The organism is Wandonia sp. (genome assembly GCF_984588085.1).
On record NZ_CFIGVI010000020.1, the window covers coordinates 1 to 20889 of the forward strand.

The window sequence follows — 20889 nt, forward strand, 5'->3', positions numbered from 1 at the left end:
CAAAAACTTAATCGGTTCTGCATCGGAGAGACTGCTAATCTGCAAAACAGACTTCAACAACACCTCCTCTCTACATCATAGATTTCCGGTTTTTCTCCCCTCAACGCTTATTTTCCTTACCTTTGTAAAAAACGGATTTGTTATGAAAAAAGTCGTTTGGATCTTCGCTGTAATTTTTGCCGTAGCCCTCGGAATTGCTTACAAAATGAACCTCGATCAGGCAAAAAAACAAGAACACGTTCTAAAAGTTTACAACCCAATTGATATCATTGAAAAAAGTCTTGTCGACAGTACGCTTTTACGAAAAGGATATGGTCATACCATCGGTGATTTTTCTTTTACCAATCAGTATGGAGAGACCATCACCCAAGCAGATATCAAAGAGAAAATATTTGTAGCTGATTATTTTTTCACTACCTGCGGCTCTATCTGTCCTAAAATGACAGCACAGATGACTCGTGTACAGGGTGCTTTTCTCAATAATCCTGATGTTATAATTCTCAGCCACACGGTATGGCCTGAAGTAGATACAGTGGAGCAGATGTTGCGCTACGCTGAGGAAAAAGGTGTTCGTAAAGGAAAATGGCATCTACTGACCGGAGACAAAGAGCATTTATATGAATTAGCCAGAAAGTCTTACTTTGTCCTAAAACCAACTGAGGCTGAGGATGTAGGTGACGGAGAAAGTGATTTTATTCATACCAACAACTTTGTTCTTGTTGACAAAAAACGCCGCATCCGTGGATATTACGACGGAACATCTTCTGAAGAAGTCGATCATCTTATTCGGGATATTAAAATTCTACTGGACGAATAACTCCTCAGTATGTTTTCCGATAAAACCAAACGATACAAACTAAGTGATTCCCGACAATCTTTTATTGCATCATTTGCACAGGATGGAGAATTAGTCATTCGTTTGGGATTCGGGGAGGTTTTGTTTGTACGTTCCGGTTCTTCTGTTTATGCTTTTCGCAATAAATGTCCGCATCAAAATAAACCCCTTAATGGATGTACGATTCGGGAAGGATCTGTTATCTGTCCCTGGCATAAGTATCAATTCAATCTGGAAAATGGAAGAGGTCATGGGTTGTACCTTGAAACTTACCCGCTGCTTGAAACAGAAGAAGGTTTTTTCCTGGAACGTACGTACTTTAGCTGGTTCGGAGAATAAAAAAATCCCGAAGTAAAATACCCGGGATTTTTATACAAATATTTACTATTACTTAAACGTATAACGCGCTGTCAGACCGACCCTTGCATAATCCGGGTAGACACTCCATGGAACAATCGGTAAACGGGGTCCTAAATCAAACGCCAGATTCAATGGAATATTCGGGAATGTGTATTCCAAACCTCCGAAGATACTTACCCCCGTTGAAAAATAACCATGCTTATATCCTGAAACCGGATGATTCGTCCCTCTACTATAGAAAACACCAACATCAGCAGCAGCACCCAAATACCATCTCATTCCGGATGGTTTCGGAATATCGAAATGATACATTCCAGCAAAATCAATTGCAGCAGATCTCCAACCCGCCCCTGCATTCAATTCAATTGCCCACGCAGATCCCAAGTTATGCTTTAAAGTAAAGTTGACACTATTAGGAAATCCTAATCTTACTCCGATTGCCGTTTTATATGGCTGTGCATAAGAAACAAACGAAAAAGCCAATGCAATAACAACTGTTAAACTCAAATTTCTAATTTTCATACTTTTACTTTTTTATCTAACAAAAATCTGAGTAGTTTGGTTCGGAAGCCTGCTTCAAAAATAACAAATTTAAAGCCGGGATGCAACTACAACGACTTTTCTTGCTGAGATATTCTGTGCTGTTCCCGTTGGAGAATAGACTTCAAATACGACAATATATCTTCCCGTGGGACACTTCTGTTCATCGTCATTCAAACCATCCCACTTCAACTCTCCCCGTTGATCAAAGTAATGATTGTTTACCAATGTTCTCACTTTTCGTCCATTCTCATCATACATATGAATAGAACCGACCATCCCCGGCTCCGGCAAGTCATATACGAGTACTGCAAAATCTTCAAATCCATCATTATCGGGAGAGAAAACTCTAGGTTCTATGGAAAAGCTCCCGTCCGCATTCGCCTCAAAGTTTTGTGAATTTTTTAACCCTGGTGTCCCAAAACCAATTGTTTCTGATGCCGTCTGCCAATTCGAAGCATCATTTGATTTTCCTGTACTACTGATTCGTTCCAACGATTTCCCTTTTTTATCATCCAGTAATCTGAAATGCCAGTCCTCCCGGTAATCCACCCGATCTATAGTTTCACCTACCTCATCCAGAAGTATTACACTTCCTTCGCCATTTGAATAGGCAGGTAAATCACAATAAACGAATGTTCCAAAACCATGTGTGGGATAAGCTTGTTTTACCTGTAGTGAATCCTTTGTCAAAACGAGATACTGACCGGGCGAAAAAAGGAAAGGTTCCTCTGAGATGGTTTTAAACCCTGAAATTGTATCCGTATAGTTTGCCATCTGCCAGTACTTCAGGTCAAAGGTTTTATCAGATGCGTTCAATAACTCTACATAGTCAGCCCCTCCTGTCAACGGATTAAAAAGAATCTCATTAATTACCACGTCACCCTCATTCGGAAGAGAAGGAAGTATAAATACAGTCGAAAGATCGGCGATATTACCAGAACAATCTTCAACGGTGATAAGCTCCAGTAAGTAAGTTACGCTAGGCTGTAGTAGCTCTGAAAAATAAAGATCCATACTGTAAGAGTACCGCTGCTCTACTTCAATTGAATCCAATGAAACAGCAGGAGTAATAGTCAACCCCAGATTTACTAAATCGACTGAGTCCATCAATTCTGTAAATGTTATCCGCACCTTATTCTCTGATTCTGTAAATGCACTTTCAATGGCAGGCGGTGTACTGTCCGGAGTAGTTGTATATACAGAGTTTTGTTCGCCGGGGGTTCCTCCCGAAACACTTGCAGAAGCTGTCCAGTTAGTGCTTCCCGAACAAGGTAACAAAGGATTAATCAACTCAAGCGAATACCCGCCATCACTCTTTTCCATATCCTGATAAGTGGCTAAAGAATAAGCCATATTATCAATCAATATGGTCTCTGTTGCATCCCAAAGAAAAATTTCATCGGCACTGTTTTTTAATCCGGGAAATGAAGTTGCATTACTAATCGGTTTGCCCGGAAACGAATCGAGTGCTCCCGTTGGGGTAACGAGCAGATAACTATGTGGTAAAAGCAAAACAGATTGAATCGTCCCACAGGAATTGTCATTACAAATTTTCCATCCTGTCAGATCGAACGTCTTAGCAGTTGTATTTAATAACTCAACGTATTCTGTCAAAGGCTGCCCAACCGAAGGCGATTCATCTGCCATTACTTCATTAATCCGGACATCTCCCCACAACGGATTGTTCGCTATGTAAAAGAAAAACTCTTCAGCGAACGGTGCCATAACATTCCCGGAAGGATCTGCAATCCCGGAGACAGCTAATTCATGCGTCGCTCCATCAGTAAAATCAGTAGCAAAAGTAAGGTGAATCAAAGCACTGTTTCCAACATCTAACTCAATTGAAACCGGAGAACCTACCCCATTATTAACTGCATAGCTCGCATTACTTTCTGCCGAAGTTTCATCTAATGCTTCGTTAAAGAGTAAATCGATCGTATTTGGAGAAGTTACTGTAAGCGAAATGAACTCCGGAGCTATCAAATCCGTATATGGTTGACCCGTTACAACAAAGTCATCAAAGTAAAAATGCTCTGAACGAGTTGCGGTATAATCACAATAGACACCAAAGAAAGAAGAGTAGAGATGTGCATCATCAAATACACTCCCTTCCGACACGAACACACCTGTCAATGAAGTGTCACGAAACAGTTCCCAATTACCCGCAACATCTCTTGTTACACGAATTCGCGCATTTACCGGGCTAGTATTAACTGAACCCGCTACTCCCTGAATAATCTTTGTTCGGGTATTTCCTGTCTGCCTGTATAATGAAATTTCATCCGTAGTTCCACCTATATACACAAAGTAACCATTCAGATCATTTCTCAAATCATCTGAATCAGACACCAGAAAAATCTGTGTATAATTGGAAGATGACGGATTGAAATCCATTCTCACAAAAAATTCCCACTCGGCATTTTCAATGGCCGCACAAGGAGTCGCTAAATAAGCATCACCGGTTTCAGTAGGTGCTGACAACTGTAACTCTCCTGCTCCGTTTACGATGAATTTCGCATCATCTCCGGCCCAAAGATTACCGGATGTAAAATCTCCGTCTGTGAAATCATCTGCAAATTGTCCATAAAAACAGGGAATAAGTAAAAGGAAAATAACAACGTGTAGATATTTTAACATAGCCTCGGTTTAATACTGAAATATACTATTTTTGTAGGAATTAAAAAATTTGATCGCGTTATGAAAGTTGCAGTAGTTGGCGCAACGGGTATGGTTGGAAATGTGATGCTTAGGGTATTAGCAGAACGAAATTTCCCCGTAACTGAATTAATTCCTGTTGCATCAGAGAAGTCCGTCGGAAAAACCGTTTCTTTTAAAAACAAAGAATATCCGGTTGTTAGTCTTCAAACTGCTGTCGATTGTAACCCTGATTACGCTATTTTCTCGGCGGGTGGAGCAACTTCTCTGGAATGGGCACCAAAGTTTGCCGAAAACGGAACGGTTGTAATTGACAACAGCTCTGCCTGGCGAATGGACCCCGAAAAGAAATTAATTGTACCTGAGGTTAACGGAGATTTACTTTCTGATCAGGATAAAATCATTGCCAACCCAAATTGTTCTACGATTCAGCTTGTAATGGTTCTTGCACCACTTCATAAACGATATGGTATTAAACGCGTTGTTGTATCTACCTATCAATCGGTTACCGGAACAGGGGTAAAAGCGATGCGCCAGTTGGAAAATGAACGCAACGAAGAACAGGGAGAAATGGCTTATCCTTATCAAATTGACAAGAACTGTATTCCACACTGTGATGTTTTTGAAGAGAATGGTTATACAAAAGAGGAAATGAAACTCACCCGGGAAACCAAAAAAATTCTTGATCCTGCCATAAATGTGACAGCAACAGCCGTACGAGTTCCTGTAGTTGGCGGACATTCAGAAGCCGTAAATATTGAATTTGAAGACAAGGATATCAGTGTCACTGAAATCCGGAAAATTCTTTCCGAAACTCCGGGAATTACGCTAAAAGACAATCCGGATACATTAACCTATCCTATGCCTGCATACGCTCAGGACAAGGATGATGTTTTTGTCGGGCGAATCCGATTGGATGCATCCCAACCGGGAACGGTTAACCTCTGGATTGTTGCGGACAACCTTCGAAAGGGAGCCGCTACAAATGCCGTACAGATTGCTGAAACATTACTTCATAAATAATTGTTTTTCTACTCCTTTTTTCGTAGTATAGTGAAAAGGGAAAATTATGAAAAGAAAAGCAACAGCTGTTTGGAACGGTACGATTAAAGAAGGAAAAGGACATCTTACAACACAAAGTAAAGTGCTTAGTAAGACTTCCTATTCTTTTAACAGTCGTTTTGCCGAAGGAACGGGAACAAATCCGGAAGAATTACTTGCCGCAGCGCATGCAGGATGTTTCACAATGAAGCTCAGTCTGGATCTGACGGAAGCAGGGTATACTCCGGACGAACTGGAAACAGAATCCATTATTACTTTAGAAGAAGGCAAGATTAAACTATCTGCGCTACATCTAAAGGCCAAAGTACCCGGAATCGGTGAAAAAGAATTTCAGGAAATAGCAAAAGGTGCAAAGGAAAACTGTCCGGTTAGCGGAGCATTCAGTTTTGATATCACGTTAACTGCCGAACTTCTCTAAAGTTTGTCCTTTATTATACTTTCACTCCGAACAGGTATCCGACAAGGGCAGTAAGTCCCATCGCAACTGTTCCCCAAAAGGTAATGCGTACGATAGCTTTTCCAATTCCTGATCCTCCTGTTTTGGCCGCCATTGCACCCAAAATAATCAGGAAGAAGATAGCAAATCCGTACAGAAAATATTCCATCCCTTTTACCGGAAGAAAAAGAGTAACCAGTAATGGCATGATGCCTCCGACAGTGAATGCCGCTCCGGAAGCTATTGCCGCCTGAATGGGATTAGCCTGACTGATTTCATTAATTCCTAATTCATCACGTACATGCGCCCCAAGTGCGTCATGTTCCGTAAGTTCCCTTGCTACCTGAAGTGCAGTCTCCTTTTTTAATCCGCGACTCTCATAGATTTCTGCCAAACGCTGCATCTCCAGTTCAGGCATTTCTTTAAGCTCTTCCTTTTCGCGTTGAATATCTGCTTTTTCAATGTCTGTTTGAGAACTAACGGAAACGTATTCCCCGGCTGCCATTGACAAGGCACCGGCAACCAGTCCGGCAAGTGTTGCAAGAACAACCGGTTCACGTATATCACTGGCCGCTGCAACTCCAATTGCCAAACTTGCTGTTGATATTATACCATCATTTGCTCCCAGTACCGCAGCTCTCAACCAGTTACTTCGGTTAATGTAATGATTGTCCAGATAGGTATCCAGACCGTCTTCCGTATTATTCATAATCAGCCTCTTTCTATTGTATGCAGATAATTTGTTCGTATGCCATGAATTTACTGTTTTTTAAATGAATACATCTTTACTTCATAGAAGCTTAACTTTATTTTACATAATTGTGTAAAAAATGATGATTTTGTTTCCCGAATTGCTACATATACTTGCGTAGTATGATACACAGAGGGGAAACAGTGGAAAAAGCGGTTCGCGAAAGTGGTTATTCAATAACTAAGTTGGCGAAACGTATGGGTAAGAGCAGAAGGCATATTTACAATGTATTTGAGAATCCGCAGGTTCCAATTGAAACTGTACTTGAGATTGGAAGAATCATCCATTATGATTTCTCAGAGATTTTACCACAAGGAGGTTTCTATATTTCACCTGACAACAACAACATATCCTCTGATAACAAAGGGGTTTACGGTCCAAACGAACAATCTGTAGAATACTGGAAGAACAAATACCTTATCCTCCTTGAAAAATACAACGCTGTTTTAGAAAAAATGGGAGAAGAAAGGTAAACCTTTACTTACTTCCTGTCCAGTAGTACAGATACGTTGTTTCGCGACCTGTCTGCAGCAGAGTGATTCCTACCTCACCTGTTTCTACTTTTTGGAATGTAGAATCCTTACCATACCATATTTCAAAAATATATCTTTCAGCAGGATGGTCTAAAAGGCTTTCCCGATGAAAGGTGCCTATCTCTACTTTAGCCTCTGGTTTTAGGGTGTACATTTTCCATGCATTTTCCGAATCAGTTTTCTGCTGAGTTCTGATTATTAGTGTGTCCACACTTCCGTTTTCCCACCAGATACGTATCAATTGTTTTTCTCCTAAACCATGCGATTTGATTGCCTTTAATGAAGGTCTTTTGGGAAAAGCATATCCTCCGATTGTATCGATTACTGTAGTAGAACCGGGTTGAGAAGTTATCCGATTTCCATTGCGATCCAATAGAATCATGTCTTTTACATGCCTTCCCTCGGAGTTATACTCATTCTCAATACGCTCTACACCACCATTGTCATAAAAAGTCAACCGGACCATTGCATATCCTCCGGTATACCTTCTGTTTCCTGAGAAGACAAGATTTCCCTCCTTACTGAACACTTCTACCTTCTCTTCTCTTGCAGAAGATCCGTATTGCCTGTAAGACTCTGTTGTTGTTTCACGCACAGCTAACTCTCCGGAATTATAAAACCTTTCCTGTATCGTCTGCGAAAAAACAGATTGACAACAGACCAGCAATACGACCATCCAATACTTCATATCACACTAAAGGTACAAAATTTGTACGCGCTAAAAAGTAAAGACAAAGGACGGTTTCACAATAAAATAATACGTCCCGGGCTTAGTAATATCGGTTAACCGCCAGCTAAAGTCCATCCGGGCAAATTTAAAGATGTTCTCAAACCCAAAACCAACTTCGTAATACTGATGATTAGACAAAGCAGACATTCCTTGCGGGAAAAGATACTTTCCTTCATTATTTTTATCCGATAAAGATCCCAGGTATCCTTTGGCAAAGACAAAACTTCTCCATTTCAATTTTTTAATCAATGGTATCCGGTTCATAATCATCCCCTCGAAATGATGTTGTACATTAAATTCTACATATTGATCTGTGGCATACTCCATAAACTGCATCAGGTTAAAGGCTCTGTCGTCATTAAGAATCAATTGATTTCCGTACGGGATATCCAAAAAGGGAAACGGAACATTCCCGAATGTTTTCCCTCCGGCAATCAGATAGTGAAAATAACCTGCTTTACCCGCCCGAACCTTCTGTTGTAATTGCAATCGTATCTTCTGAAAGTCGAACTGCGACCCTAGCCTCTTTTTATCAGCGAAACGGAAATCGACTGCAACTTCAGGAAATCGTAAGAACGGAATCTGCATCACTCTTCGTTCAGTGAATACTGCTTTTACCTCATCCTCCAGGTAACGGAACTTGAATGTAAGGCTCAGCCCCGATGCCCGGTAATTAGCTACCGTGTCCAACCCCGAATCAGTAAGTCTGATATACTGATTGTCCAATGTCGGAGTATATGTTTGATGAAAATAACCTAGTCGCGTTACAAAACCCGTTGCCCAATTTTTCTCCACGTATGCAGAAAAGTCACTTACATACTGCCTGCTGCTACCCTGACCCACCTGCATAATTGAGGAAAATAAATGATCTATACGAATCTGATTCTCACTTCTTCCAAGCTGTTGAATATCGTATGAATAATCTGCCCCAATATGCATTCGCTTTCCCTGATTTTCCCCAAAAGAAACCCGCAAATCTCCCCCGTACTTCCATTTGGCATCACGGAGACCATACGCGGTGTATGCAGACGCAAAAAAATGATCCGAAAGATCTTCATGTGTTCGCAAACCGAATTTAAACCTGCCATATTCTACCTGATTGTAGTTGTAAAACGTATAAAAATCACCTATTTCAAGTACATTTTTTAGGGGAATATATCCTGAAAAGACAGAAACAATCAGGTTCTTTCTGAATTGGTATTTTGGATCTTTCTCCAATGTTTCCATCATACCGAAAAGGTTATCTTCCTGTTCTGTCATCTCGCCTTTTCGTAAGGCCTCCCACTGCTCTTCCGTAAGAGACTCTGCATCATCTGTGTACTCAACCTCTTCCAACCCGGAAAAAACCGTCTTTGCTACCATTGTATCGACAGCATACTTATGATAAACAGATGTTTTCCTACCAAAGAAACCGGTCAGGTCTGCCTGATTTTCCAACACAGTGAAATCAGCAAGCACAGAAGCCGTATCCGGCAGCCAGTATTTAGCATCCACAGGAGAGTAAGTCTGCCTCACCATATAACTCCTGACGAAATTGACATTTGCCTGAATATCAAATCGCAAATTGACTTCACGAATTGCAGCATCTGCAGAATCTATCCACATACTTCCCATAAATGCTAAGTCCAGATAATTCTTTGGTTTAAAAGCAACCTGATACGCTTTTCTTTCGGAAAACTTTGCACTGTCAATCAGATAGTACTCGTAATGGGATTTATACTGATCATTAATCGGACTGATAAATCCTTTATCCAGCACGACAATTGTGTTTTCATAAATATTAGGTGTTACTTGTAAGTCTTCCGCAAACTCCAAAATTCTGGGTCCCTTGAGTCCGGTCATGTTCACCCCCTGTACCACACTTTTTTTTGCGGCAGGTTCAGAACGCACATAATGTGACAGTGCTTTTTCAACCAACAATACCGGAAGAAAACGCACCCCTTCGTCAGTCGTGTCTACATTTTCCCAGATAAAATCAAACGGACGAAAAAGAAAATTCTTTTTGATTTTATCAGAAAAATGATTCAGGTCAAACCTTATCTTACTGTATTCTTCATAAGTATATGTAGGGAAAAAATCAGGATTGTTACTCCGCTTATTCGCAATTACTCTGTCCAGTACTTTCCAGGCAGGATTCTGCCCCGGCCCTACAACTACTTCTCCCAGACTAAGTGTCTTGGATTCCAGTTCGATTATAATTTCCTGTGCTCTTCCCCGGTCAAATGCCACTTTTTTATGGTGATACCCCATATACGTAACAATCAGTGAGTCCTCCTGAATTACAGACAATGGAAAGGAAAATGTAAAAGAGCCATCAATTTTCGTCGTTGCACCTACCCCGGCATTGACCAACACGACCTGAGCAAAACCCAGGGGGTCTTTTGTATCCGAATCAATAACTTTTCCAGAAACAGTTGTCTCTTGTCCGAAGACAAGAACAGTGTTCAGCGTCATTATCAGTATGATCCAGATTCCAATTTTCATTTTCGAGCCTGAGGAGTACAAAACAAATAACTAAATGTACGGGTTTTCATAATATGTATACTTCAGGGCGCTTCATTATCCTACCCATTCATTATTCATAAAACGGTAAAAAAGGATCATCTGAAACACACTATTGAAAAGAATCAGGATAAAAAAAGCCGGTTCTCTCAACCATTTCTTATCCGATTTAACCAAAAGTATAAGCCAGAGGTAAAAACTTAAGAACAAGAATTTTACCAATACCTGTATATGAACATAGGAAGCAAAAAATAACCAAAACAGGAAAATGACTACAAAAGCCACCCAAAGCTGTTTCATTCGTATCTCAACAGTAGAAGTGAGCCAGAAATGCAAGGCAACAAGGATAAAAGGTGTGGCAAATATAAAACGATTCAAACTGAAAAGACTTCCTCCTCTAAACAATAATACCGACAGCGTAATCCCTCCCAGGTAGGCAAGCGAAAAGACCAATTCTCTGGACAACTTCTCTTTTCCTGTCTTACCTACCTTCAAGATATTAGCAAGCAGAACAAGTCCGGCTGTACTCCCGATTAAAAAAGCAGCACCATCTAAACGGACAACAAAGCCTCCTGCCCAGGATGTCAATGGGAACTCAGGCAGGCGCAAGGCATTACCCCATCCACTTTGAACACTGAAAAACGTAAACCATTCACCCGTATCCATAAATTGAAAGAGTCCGACCAGTATAATACCCAGGGCAGTTGATAACAGGTACATTGCTATACGCTGTAAGCTTCCTTTTTGGTCGCCGGACAACATTTCAACAATTAACAGAGCCGGGATAAAAATAGTGAAAGCCGGACGCGAGATGGTAGCGAACAATAATCCGATATACACCCACTTCATTTTGTTTTTTCTCAATCCAATCAAAATGAGTGTTGAACAAAGAAAGAACAAAGCTTCTGAATACGGTAAGAAAAAAAAGATGCACCCGGGTATGGAGAGATATAATATCACCTCTTTCCATGAACTTCCCAATTGCCTGATTAAAAAATAGAAAGAAACAAGAAATACCCCCCCATTCAAAACAGAAATACCTATTGCTCCTATTGGAATCAGTTTCCATACAAATGGAAAAAGAGGGAAAAAGGCAACTCTAAAACCTTCATACCCTTTGTTTCGAATCCAATGGTAATGTTCTGCATCCCAATTGAGAAATGAACTTTCGGAGAACAGGTCTATCCATCCACCTAAGTCCATGACCAGAAGAATGCCTACACAAAGCAATACGTAAATAATACAAGCTGACAGTCGTTTATCCATCCGGTTATTCTCTATCAGGGAATTTGAAAGTTAACGGTAACATTTATAGCAGTACTTCCCGAAGGGGCTAACTGTAACGGCACATCAAATGTCGAATTCATATAATCTCCGGAAGAGAATGCCTGATCTCCGTTCTCATCATAGATCACGTTTACGTAATAATTTCCGGGGTGCATGTAATTAAACAAATATCCTGTCTCTGTCCCTGATCCTACCAACACATAACGCGAACGATACTTCAAATTTGCCTGTAAAAATGTAAACCCGTTAAATAATGGCTCTGTCGTAATCAAAATCAATACCTTCTTCGCAGGATCCGGATCAGAAGGATTACTAATAGAGACTGACACCTGACTTTCTCCCAGATACGGTTGTTCGGATTCCGGGTACGGATCTGCCTCATTTGAATAAAATATTGCTTCCGTAAGTCCGTCAAATGTCGTTGAAAAATCTTTAACCAGTTCTTTTTGCGGGTAGTTAAAATGATTAATCGCATCTGCGGCAGCAGTTACATCTTTTCTCTCCGCCAGCCATTGCATATGTAATACAGGTTGTGGTAATGAATTGTACTGATTGGTATACGTAAACATTTTCAGGCTATCTCCTTCGAAATGGATATCAGTATAAACTCTGTTGCCACCTGAAACAACATCTGTGAAACGGTAAAAACCAAATCCGGCATTCTCGTATACACTATCCGCTATCATATAAGAATTGCGAACCATCCCGGCAAAACCACCTCCGTTACGGAAAGCAATTTTATATCCACAATCCTGTTTCGCAACAAAAAAGGACATAAAAATGTCGTTGAGTGAATCCAGTTCATTCTTCGAAGAGACCTGAGCTCCGGAAACAGGGCGTAAATCGACAATCCATTCCGGAAAACTACCTAACGGAGTAGGCGAATATACCGGCCCCTGCCAAATCCCGGGCAATTTTTCCAGAATACCATATCCCGCAATCTCTGTCATACTTATAAGTTCTTGATTACAATCAGCAGGAGATAACGTCTCGGGCACATCCGGTTGAATTTTTTTACAGGCTAACAAAAACACTGTAACACAAAAAAGGCTGACTATTTTTGTCATAGTAGTAGAATATTACTCTCTGAGATACACCGTTGGGTGTGAAAAATACAAAGACAAATCTACCTTTTCCCATTCTTCTCCACCCGGATGTAAATGAATGCGTGTTACGCCTTCTTTTTCCTCTCTAAATTTATCGGTGATTACATCAAAAGCATTTTCAACATCGTCAAACGATGGATTACAGATAATCAACTTGTTATCCGTAAAGTTCAGTAACATCGGCAACCAGTATCCATTTTCAGAAAAACAAAGTATATAGTTATTATCCAATCGGTCTATGTTTTGTTTTCTTAACGTATTTACTCCATTAAAACTAAACAGTTCCGTTGTCTTTCTCAAACCAAAATAGTAGTTTTCTCCTTCGAGGGTACAGGGTAATGAATCGTATTCGTTTATTCCGAAGATATGGTCATTCCTCACCTCATATTTACTGCTTTCCCTTATTTCTTCCCGTGAAACCGATCCGTAAATATTTGACGAAATATAAATTCCACGTGCTTTTACTGTGATTTCCTGATTACCACTCGTATCTCTGTAATTTCCATACAGCTTGGGAGGGATTGAAAGAATATTTCCATATTCTGGTGGTACCGGTTGCACAAAATCATAATTCACCACCTGTCCCGAACCAACATAGGAAACACAAATGGTCATCAGAAGCAATATAATTTTTTGTAATTTTGGCATTCCTAACTTACTTTAAAACCGAAATTATGCAAAAAAGATGGCTTGTCAAAGACTTGCCTGAACATACTGTTGTAAAACAGCTTCAGGAAGAACTAAAAATACCGGAAATTATTTCAACACTGCTTCTTCAGCGGGGAATTGCTTCGTTTAACGAAGCCAAATCATTCTTCAGACCTGATTTAAAAGATTTGCATGATCCTTTTCTGATGAAAGGGATGTCCGAAGCTGTAGAGCGTCTGATTCTCGCATTAAATACTAAAGAAAAAATTCTTGTTTTCGGTGATTATGATGTCGATGGAACTACTGCTGTCGCTCAACTAGTCATTTTCTTCAGAAAGCATGGATTCAACGCTGATTTTTACATTCCCGACAGATATAATGAAGGATATGGTATCTCCATTCAGGGAATTGACTATGCGCTAGAAAATAATTGTGGTTTATTCATCGCTCTGGATTGTGGAATCAAAGCGGTAGAAAAGATTGCCTACGCCCGCGAAAGGGGACTGGATGTGATCATTTGTGATCACCATACTCCCGGTGAGATTTTACCCAACGCCATTATCCTTGATCAAAAACAAGCTGATTGTGCTTATCCCTATAAGGAGTTAACAGGATGTGGAATTGGTTTTAAGCTCATTCAGGGATTATTGGAAAAACTGGCATTGCCGCAGGAAGAATTGTATCATTTTCTGGATCTCAATGCTATTTCCATTGCTGCTGATATTGTTCCCGTAACCGGTGAAAACAGAATCATTGCTTTTCACGGGTTAAAACAATTGAATGAACAGCCACTCCGCAAAGGAATCGCTGCTCTGCTCAAACATGCCGGAAAGGAAATCCCACTCTCGTTCACAAATATTGTCTTTGTCATTGCTCCGCGTATTAACGCAGCAGGAAGAATACAGTCCGGGAAGCATGCTGTTGAACTTTTGATTTCTGAAAATGAAAAATTAACCCATCAACTAGCCCTTCAAATTGAGGAAGATAACAGTATAAGGAAAGAACTCGATCGATCAATCACAGAAGAAATCCTCGAGCAACTGGCCGCTGATAAGGAGTATGGATCGATGAGTTCGACCGTTGTCTACGGAGAAGACTGGCATAAAGGTGTAATTGGAATTGTAGCCTCCCGGCTGATCGAAACGTATTATCGCCCAACTGTAGTACTGACCAAATCAAATGGTGTTGCTGCGGGATCTGTCCGGTCCGTATCCGGATTCAATGTGTACGAAGCGCTGGAAAACTGTTCGGAACATCTTATCCAGTTTGGCGGACATAAATACGCTGCCGGGCTGACTATTCAAACAGAACAAATTGAAGCATTCAGAAAAAAATTTGATCAGGTAGTAGCAACCCATCTGAGTGACGAAATGAAAATTGCCGAACAGGTAATTGATCTGCCCCTATCTCTGGATCATATCTTTTCACCGGGAGAATCTTATTATTCCATCCCAAAAGTCAAACGAATCCTGGATCAGTTTGAACCCTACGGACCGGGAAATATGAAACCTGTTTTTATGGCAGAGGATATTTTTATGGATCCCGCTTATACTCGTATTGTAGGAGATAATCACCTGAAAACCCGTTTGCGCTCTCCACACATTCCCTTTGCTCTGGATGCCATCGGTTTTAATCTGGGGTATAAACTAAACGAGATAGCCGAAGGAGAAGCTGTAACCCTTCTTTTCACGTTAGAAGAAAATACATGGAACAACAAAACAACATTGCAACTCAATATCAAAGATATCCGTACATATAGCAGTCTTGATTAGTTCTCTTTAACCAGCCACATAAGAAATTCGCGGTTCCCCTCTCCTCCCAGAATGGGGGATTCCGCATGTGCTTTATAGGTTAATCCATTAGAATTGGCTTCCTCTATGATTTCATTGATCACAACAGTGTACAAACGCTTGTCGCGTACAACTCCATTTTTACCCACGTGTGCTTTCCCTACTTCGAATTGAGGTTTCACTAAAGCTATCACAGAAGACTGAGGTTTTAGGAAGCGGGTAATGTGCGAAAAAACCTTTTTGAGCGAGATAAAAGAAACATCAATTACACAAAGGTCACAAGAATCGGTTATTTCCTGATCCGTAAGATCCCGGACATGGGTTTGTTCCAAATTTACTACTCTGGAATCTTTAGCTATCTTGTCTACCAACTGCCCCGTCCCAACATCTACACAAAACACTTTGTCCGCCTTTTCAGAAAGCAGTACTTCTGTGAACCCTCCTGTTGAAGCCCCGATATCCATCGCAGTTATCCCTTCAACTTTCACTGGCCATAATTCCAAAGCTTTCTGTAGTTTCAACGCACCTCTTGACACCCAGGGAAGTTCTTCCGCCATCATTTCTACCTCTGCATCAAAAGGCACTTTTTTGCCGGGTTTAAACAGTAACTTCCCATTTACACGTACGCCATACTGTTTTATAACTTCCTCTGCCCGCTGCCTTGAAGAAACAAGGTTCCTTTGCATCAGGATTTTATCAATTCGCTCTTCCTCCATATACTCCTCTTTACAAAACAAAAAAGCTCGCCTTTACAAGCGAGCTTTCTGTACTAAAGTTCTATTTACTTCTTTTCCATTGTCAAAGAGATCTCTCCCTCTTCTTCGGAAATTTTCACAACCATTTTGCTTGCAGAAAGCTCAGTAATATCCATGCTTTCTTCGTTTCCATTAGTTGTAATTGTAAGTTTTTTAGAATCGTCAGAAAGTTTCCAGCTTCCTTCTTCCTCTTTCTCCTGCCCCATCATTGATGACTTCTGAGTAACTTTTCCGTCTGCAGCGAACTCCATTGTCATAGACTTCATTGCTTCTTCCATCATTGGTAGCATAGCTTCCATAAATTCTTTTTGCTCTTCAGGAATACTTTCCATCATTGATGACATGTCTACTCCCGTAACTTGCCATTTTCCAACCAAATTGTCTTTAGCAGACCCCCCGCAAGCTACCATAACCAAAGCTAAGGCACTTACAACAAAAACATTAATTAATTTCATCCGTTAAAAGTGTTAATTTTGTGGCTAAGATAAGGAATTTTGAATCGTAGAGAAATAATCATGGAAGAAATTGTAAACAGAGTACAAAAAAGTGGAATAATTACACTGGATCTGACCAGCTTCTTACCTAAGGGAGAGGTTGTTGAAATTGATTTAAAAGACAATCTATGGAATGAATTAGTACTCCGCGAGAAGGACTTTCGAAGCTTCATAAAAGAGCATAACTGGAGTAGTTATGAGCATAAAGTTGTCGCTGTTTTTTGTTCGACAGATGCGATTATTCCTACCTGGGCTTATATGCTAGTTGCTTCGGCTTTGGCTGAATATACTCCGTTTGTTTATTTTGGAGATACAACTCAGGCTCAGAAAGGATTCATAGAAGACGGAATCAATGCGTTACATATAGAAGATTATACAGATGCCCGGGTTGTTATTAAAGGCTGCGCTGAAATTCCGGACCCCGAAGCACTCTTTTTACAACTAACAGTTCGCTTACGTCCTGTTGTAAAGGCTCTTATGTATGGAGAACCTTGTTCTACAGTTCCGGTATTTAAGAAACCCCGAAAAGCATAAATTAAATCAACGTTTGATTTTTCCCGAAGCTGTCATTTCGACTTCTTCTACGATTCGGATACGCTGAGGAAGCTTAAACGGAACGAGATATTTTCGACAATAACTAATAATATCTTCTACAACTAACAGGGCTTCACCTTCGGGAACCAACTCTGCAGCAACAATTTCTCCAACCAATGGGTGCTGATCTGCGTAAACCCTCGCCCTTAGAACCCCCGGATACTTTTCAAGGGTAAATTCCACTTCCTGCGGGAACACTTTATTTCCGCCAACATTGATCACTGACTTCTTCCTCCCTAATATACGGACATTACCGTTGCTCTTTATCTTCGCAATATCTCCGGTCATAAAAAAACCATTTTGTAAAACCCTTTCCCGTTTTGTCAATGGATTCAGATAGCCTGCAAACATTCCAACACCTTTTATCCCCAGATTACCAATTGCTCCATCCGAAAGCTGATTTCCTACATCATCAAATACAGCAACTTCGTAATCCGGAAGAGCAGAACCTACATCATCCGGCTCTTCAATATTATACAAAGTATTAATCAACGGCAGACCGACTTCAATTATTCCGTATGCCTGACTCACTGCTATTCCATATTTCTTGTAAAACGTATGACACACGGTAGAAGAAACAGCTGTGGTGGTAGAAATTACATGCTGTAAAGAACTAAGATCTATCGGTTCTTTTAGCGTACTGAGAAGACGAATATGTAATGGAGAAGAATACAATAGGGTTCCTTTGTGTTTTTCAATTACCCCAGCAAGATGCTTTCCATCCAGTCCTCCAGCCACAACAACTCTTGCTCCTTTAGCCACATACAATACTAATGAAACAACGAAATGAAAAGCCATTGGCAAGACCCAGATAATCACACTGTTTTCGTCGATATTTAATACTGTATTGGCAGCAGTAATCCGCTCTTTTACCCCACTGTGACTCATCAACACCCCCTTGGCTTTTCCTGTTGTTCCAGAAGTCGGACGAATAAACGCAGGGTCTGGGCATAAGGCAAGAACTTCCTCATCGGGTCGATTGTGGATAATCTCAAGGCGGAATGCCGCATTACAAAGCTTGACCCCTTTCTCCTGATTCAAAAAATGAGCGATCTTATTTTCCCTGAGATGTGCTGAAATTTCGGAGGAAGTAAGCTCATGAAATACCGGCATAACAATATAGCCAGCCTTAACCCCGGCAAACAATGCAATCAAAAAGTTTCTGTCATTGGCATAACCAATCCCTAAACGCAGGATTTTGTCTTCCGAGTACTTCTGTAACTCTGTTGCCAGCTGGTCAACTTCCCAAAGTAATTCGGCATAGGTAAGATGACCGGATTCATCCGTTATGGCTATCCGATCAGAAAACTTCCGGGCACTTTCCCGCAAAAGATGATATGTGCTAAAAGTAGTGTTCAATTGTTTGATACAGTTTTTTAATCACACTGTCCAAATCCGTTACGCTATCTGCCCCAGCCATCTTTCCCGCAGCAAAACCGGTCTGGAGGCAGGTTCCTGTAACCCGGGCACTAGAGATAGCCCGTTCATCAGCGGAGATATTCTTACCCGCCATGAATAAATTATCAAAGGTATTGTGTCGGAGGCATCCCGCCGGGATACCATAGCACACACCCGCTAAAGTTTTTATTTCTACCTGCCCGTCCGCCTTCCATTCTTCCATTGGCCATGCACCAACAGCAACAAAATCAGAAGATTTTGAACTTCCTGTCAAATCATTTTCTGTAAGTATCTTTTTTCCTTTGGGGCGTTTTCCTGTCCTCCACCCCATTTCAGGGAAAAGAACACTAATTGTAGCCTTTCCAAATGCTTCCGTTTGTTCTTTTAATTCAGGTAAGAGTTTTTCCTGAACGAACTTCTGTGTATCCACCAGTAACTGTTCTTTCTGGTTTTCATCATCGGTTCCGGCAACTTTCAGTGCAAGCTTAAGCATTACCTTTCCTGCTTTGAAAGACCCCGGTACCACATAAAGAGAAGGGAAATCCATTTTAACAGCAAATCGACTCAGGGTCATCTGCAATTGAAATTCGCTATTCGCTGAAACTCCTGATAGTTCAAAAATATAAGCCGGAGCCTGATAATTATCAGAACAAATCGTTTCTGTACCCAAAAATTCAGTTACTACTGCTTTTCCTGTACAGTCAATAACTGCATCAACTGCTAAACAGAACTCTTTCTCATCTTTTTCGACAAGCACTTCTGTTATCCTGTCTCCTGAAGTTTGTATCCCGGTGATCTGTGCGGAAGAAAGAATTTCTACCTTATTTTCCGTCAGCTTTCGGGAAAAATAGTCTGACAGACGTTTCCAATCGTATGAAAGGACAGGATAGCCTGCGTGATTAATTACTTTTGCCTGCTCATCAAAATCACAATATGATTTATAAAAATCCGTAAGGAAAGGGTGTTCTATCAGTTCGTCTTTTATAAAAAGACCACAAATAGTTCCCACGTTGACATGTGTACATTGTCCTCCCGGATAGCAGGCCTTATCAACAACTGTCACAGCACCCCCGGATTCTGCCGCCGCAACTGCCGCCGCATAGCCCGAAACTCCACTTCCAACAACCAGAATATGTCTTTTCTTATTCACCTTTCTCCAACAATACCTTCAATGTATCTTCCAGATTATCAATCTCTGATTCACTCAAAGCGTCTTTCGAATACAAAACGAAGATACGTGTTTTTGTCTGAAACTTTGCAAAGGCAAAAGTTAATCCCGGAGGGAAGGTAAGCGGAGGGAGGTTCATTGCATCGATTACATTTCTGCCAAATAATTGTGAAAGTTCATCCGGATGTTCAGGAGCTACAGTAAAAAGAAAACTTGAAATGGCTCCGCCATGCGGACCTTTTATAAAACGATAGTACACACTTTTTGGTACTACTCGCAAATAATGCATCAATGCGTTATACTTATCCGGTATCCGGTACTTAATCTGATTTTTCATCTGAGCTGTAAGGTCCGTTGTAAGTTGTCTTAAACCACCTTCCATTTTACTATTTTCCAGTCGATAAAATAATAATGAAAGGTGATTGGAAAGAACCGGTCCTTTTGCTAGTTTTTTTCTTTGATCCTGTGGTACGGGAACCCAAAAATTATCAACTTTTCCTCCTCTCGCCAGTATCATTCTCTTTACAGCTATTCCACAAGCCGCCAGAAAAAATGTACTCTGTCCGAATTTAGCTCCGTTTTGTACCGAATTTATCTGGATTTTTTCAGATGACTCTTCTGAAAAATCAATGACTCTTACAGCCGGAACAGTATCCGGATTAACTTCCCCGGAAAAAACAGGTGTTAACTCCGGACACGATGTCTTACTGACAAATTTCTTTGCGTATCTAGCATCAGAAAACACAACTTTCTCTTTGTTTTTCCCTTTAAAAAAAAACTCAGAGTTTCCTTCATTCAGACTTTTCATGTATAAAACAGCACCATACCCATCCATAAGCAGATGATGCCATACAAACACAACAGTTGTACGTTCATTAGGCCGCTGTATCAGAAAAAAGCAAAAATAAGGGGCATTGGCATTACTATCAACCGTGTACTCCAGAATTTCCTGCGGGATCTTTTCTTCGGATATAATCTCCTGAATCCTGATTTCTGATTGATCTCCTACTTCCCAAAAACTACCGCTTATTACAGAACGTTTCTTTAATCGAACTCCACTTAAACGGGCAGATAAAGGATGTTGACACAGCAATGATTTAAGCTCTCCGACGGTCAATCCCCCCTCTAATTCAAAGAAATACCGGCATGTACTTCCAACCGTATTCAATCGCTCATTATGTTTTTCTAGAGCGAGGAAGAAATGATCCAGACCAGTTAACGGAATTCTATCAAAAGTCATCG

20 protein-coding genes are annotated in these 20889 nt (G+C 40.6%); 7 read left to right on the forward strand and 13 right to left on the reverse strand.

From position 1 onward, the window contains the following. Positions 1 to 817: SCO family protein (locus tag AC4PL9_RS09200; protein ID WP_491604458.1), on the forward strand; the 817-nt coding region annotated here is incomplete at its 5' end. 9 nt (positions 818 to 826) lie between these two features. Further along, positions 827 to 1174, forward strand: coding sequence for a Rieske (2Fe-2S) protein (locus tag AC4PL9_RS09205; RefSeq protein WP_491604459.1), 348 nt, complete (start codon positions 827 to 829; stop codon positions 1172 to 1174). 48 nt (positions 1175 to 1222) lie between these two features. On the opposite strand, the gene AC4PL9_RS09210 is transcribed toward AC4PL9_RS09205, so the two are convergent. Together AC4PL9_RS09210 and AC4PL9_RS09215 are read right to left on the reverse strand one after the other, a co-directional pair. After that, complete coding sequence (locus AC4PL9_RS09210; protein WP_491604460.1) at positions 1223 to 1717, reverse strand: hypothetical protein; 495 nt, start codon at positions 1715 to 1717, stop codon at positions 1223 to 1225. 69 nt (positions 1718 to 1786) lie between these two features. Then, a complete protein-coding gene (locus AC4PL9_RS09215) occupies positions 1787 to 4375 on the reverse strand; it encodes a lamin tail domain-containing protein (RefSeq protein WP_491604461.1) in 2589 nt (862 codons plus the stop codon). Between the two features lie 60 nt (positions 4376 to 4435). Here AC4PL9_RS09215 and AC4PL9_RS09220 point away from each other — a divergent pair, with 60 nt between their 5' ends. Together AC4PL9_RS09220 and AC4PL9_RS09225 are read left to right on the forward strand one after the other, a co-directional pair. After that, positions 4436 to 5416, forward strand: a complete 981-nt coding sequence (locus AC4PL9_RS09220) for an aspartate-semialdehyde dehydrogenase (protein WP_491604462.1) — start codon at positions 4436 to 4438, stop codon at positions 5414 to 5416. Between the two features lie 46 nt (positions 5417 to 5462). Further along, positions 5463 to 5873: an OsmC family protein gene (locus AC4PL9_RS09225; RefSeq protein ID WP_491604463.1), complete on the forward strand. Its 411-nt coding sequence runs from the start codon at positions 5463 to 5465 to the stop codon at positions 5871 to 5873. Positions 5874 to 5886: 13 nt separating this feature from the next. On the opposite strand, the gene AC4PL9_RS09230 is transcribed toward AC4PL9_RS09225, so the two are convergent. After that, positions 5887 to 6600 carry a VIT1/CCC1 transporter family protein gene (locus tag AC4PL9_RS09230; protein WP_491604464.1) on the reverse strand — a complete coding sequence of 238 codons (714 nt, stop codon included), beginning with the start codon at positions 6598 to 6600 and terminating at the stop codon, positions 5887 to 5889. Positions 6601 to 6764: 164 nt separating this feature from the next. Between AC4PL9_RS09230 and AC4PL9_RS09235 the strand changes: the two genes are divergently transcribed. Then, positions 6765 to 7115 carry a helix-turn-helix domain-containing protein gene (locus AC4PL9_RS09235; RefSeq protein WP_491604465.1) on the forward strand — a complete coding sequence of 117 codons (351 nt, stop codon included), beginning with the start codon at positions 6765 to 6767 and terminating at the stop codon, positions 7113 to 7115. Positions 7116 to 7119: 4 nt separating this feature from the next. Here AC4PL9_RS09235 and AC4PL9_RS09240 read toward each other — a convergent pair whose 3' ends face one another. From AC4PL9_RS09240 to AC4PL9_RS09260, 5 genes are all read right to left on the reverse strand, one after another. Further along, positions 7120 to 7863 (reverse strand): hypothetical protein, encoded by a 744-nt coding sequence (locus tag AC4PL9_RS09240; protein WP_491604466.1) that lies wholly within the window; start codon positions 7861 to 7863, stop codon positions 7120 to 7122. 30 nt (positions 7864 to 7893) lie between these two features. Next, the gene (locus tag AC4PL9_RS09245; protein WP_491604467.1) at positions 7894 to 10389 is read right to left on the reverse strand and encodes a DUF5686 and carboxypeptidase-like regulatory domain-containing protein; all 2496 of its coding nucleotides are present in this window, start codon (positions 10387 to 10389) and stop codon (positions 7894 to 7896) included. A gap of 75 nt (positions 10390 to 10464) precedes the next feature. After that, the gene (locus tag AC4PL9_RS09250) at positions 10465 to 11673 is read right to left on the reverse strand and encodes a hypothetical protein (protein ID WP_491604468.1); all 1209 of its coding nucleotides are present in this window, start codon (positions 11671 to 11673) and stop codon (positions 10465 to 10467) included. 14 nt (positions 11674 to 11687) lie between these two features. Next, the gene (locus tag AC4PL9_RS09255; protein WP_491604469.1) at positions 11688 to 12644 is read right to left on the reverse strand and encodes a hypothetical protein; all 957 of its coding nucleotides are present in this window, start codon (positions 12642 to 12644) and stop codon (positions 11688 to 11690) included. Between the two features lie 129 nt (positions 12645 to 12773). Further along, positions 12774 to 13448, reverse strand: a complete 675-nt coding sequence (locus AC4PL9_RS09260) for a hypothetical protein (protein ID WP_491604470.1) — start codon at positions 13446 to 13448, stop codon at positions 12774 to 12776. 26 nt (positions 13449 to 13474) lie between these two features. On the opposite strand from AC4PL9_RS09260, the gene recJ reads away from it, so the two are divergent. After that, positions 13475 to 15220 carry a single-stranded-DNA-specific exonuclease RecJ gene (gene recJ / locus AC4PL9_RS09265; RefSeq protein ID WP_491604471.1) on the forward strand — a complete coding sequence of 582 codons (1746 nt, stop codon included), beginning with the start codon at positions 13475 to 13477 and terminating at the stop codon, positions 15218 to 15220. Here the strand turns inward: recJ and AC4PL9_RS09270 are convergent. Both AC4PL9_RS09270 and AC4PL9_RS09275 read right to left on the reverse strand, forming a co-directional pair. Next, positions 15217 to 15954: a TlyA family RNA methyltransferase gene (locus AC4PL9_RS09270; RefSeq protein WP_491604472.1), complete on the reverse strand. Its 738-nt coding sequence runs from the start codon at positions 15952 to 15954 to the stop codon at positions 15217 to 15219. The two genes, recJ and AC4PL9_RS09270, sit on opposite strands and share 4 nt — an antisense overlap. Positions 15955 to 16019: 65 nt before the next feature. Further along, positions 16020 to 16448 carry a lipocalin-like domain-containing protein gene (locus AC4PL9_RS09275; RefSeq protein WP_491604473.1) on the reverse strand — a complete coding sequence of 143 codons (429 nt, stop codon included), beginning with the start codon at positions 16446 to 16448 and terminating at the stop codon, positions 16020 to 16022. A 60-nt stretch (positions 16449 to 16508) separates the two neighbouring features. On the opposite strand from AC4PL9_RS09275, the gene AC4PL9_RS09280 reads away from it, so the two are divergent. Next, on the forward strand, positions 16509 to 17021 hold the full coding sequence (locus AC4PL9_RS09280; RefSeq protein ID WP_491604474.1) for a DUF2480 family protein: 513 nt from the start codon (positions 16509 to 16511) through the stop codon (positions 17019 to 17021). A gap of 6 nt (positions 17022 to 17027) precedes the next feature. On the opposite strand, the gene AC4PL9_RS09285 is transcribed toward AC4PL9_RS09280, so the two are convergent. Genes AC4PL9_RS09285 through AC4PL9_RS09295 form a run of 3 tightly spaced genes read right to left on the reverse strand, consistent with a single transcriptional unit; the run spans position 17028 to position 20887 of the window. Next, on the reverse strand, positions 17028 to 18440 hold the full coding sequence (locus AC4PL9_RS09285) for a class I adenylate-forming enzyme family protein (RefSeq protein ID WP_491604475.1): 1413 nt from the start codon (positions 18438 to 18440) through the stop codon (positions 17028 to 17030). Next, positions 18424 to 19629 carry an FAD-dependent oxidoreductase gene (locus AC4PL9_RS09290; protein WP_491604476.1) on the reverse strand — a complete coding sequence of 402 codons (1206 nt, stop codon included), beginning with the start codon at positions 19627 to 19629 and terminating at the stop codon, positions 18424 to 18426. The genes AC4PL9_RS09285 and AC4PL9_RS09290 overlap by 17 nt, the downstream gene beginning before the upstream one ends. After that, positions 19622 to 20887 (reverse strand): hypothetical protein, encoded by a 1266-nt coding sequence (locus AC4PL9_RS09295; protein ID WP_491604477.1) that lies wholly within the window; start codon positions 20885 to 20887, stop codon positions 19622 to 19624. Before AC4PL9_RS09295 ends, AC4PL9_RS09290 begins: the two co-directional genes overlap by 8 nt. Positions 20888 to 20889: the final 2 nt, after the last annotated feature.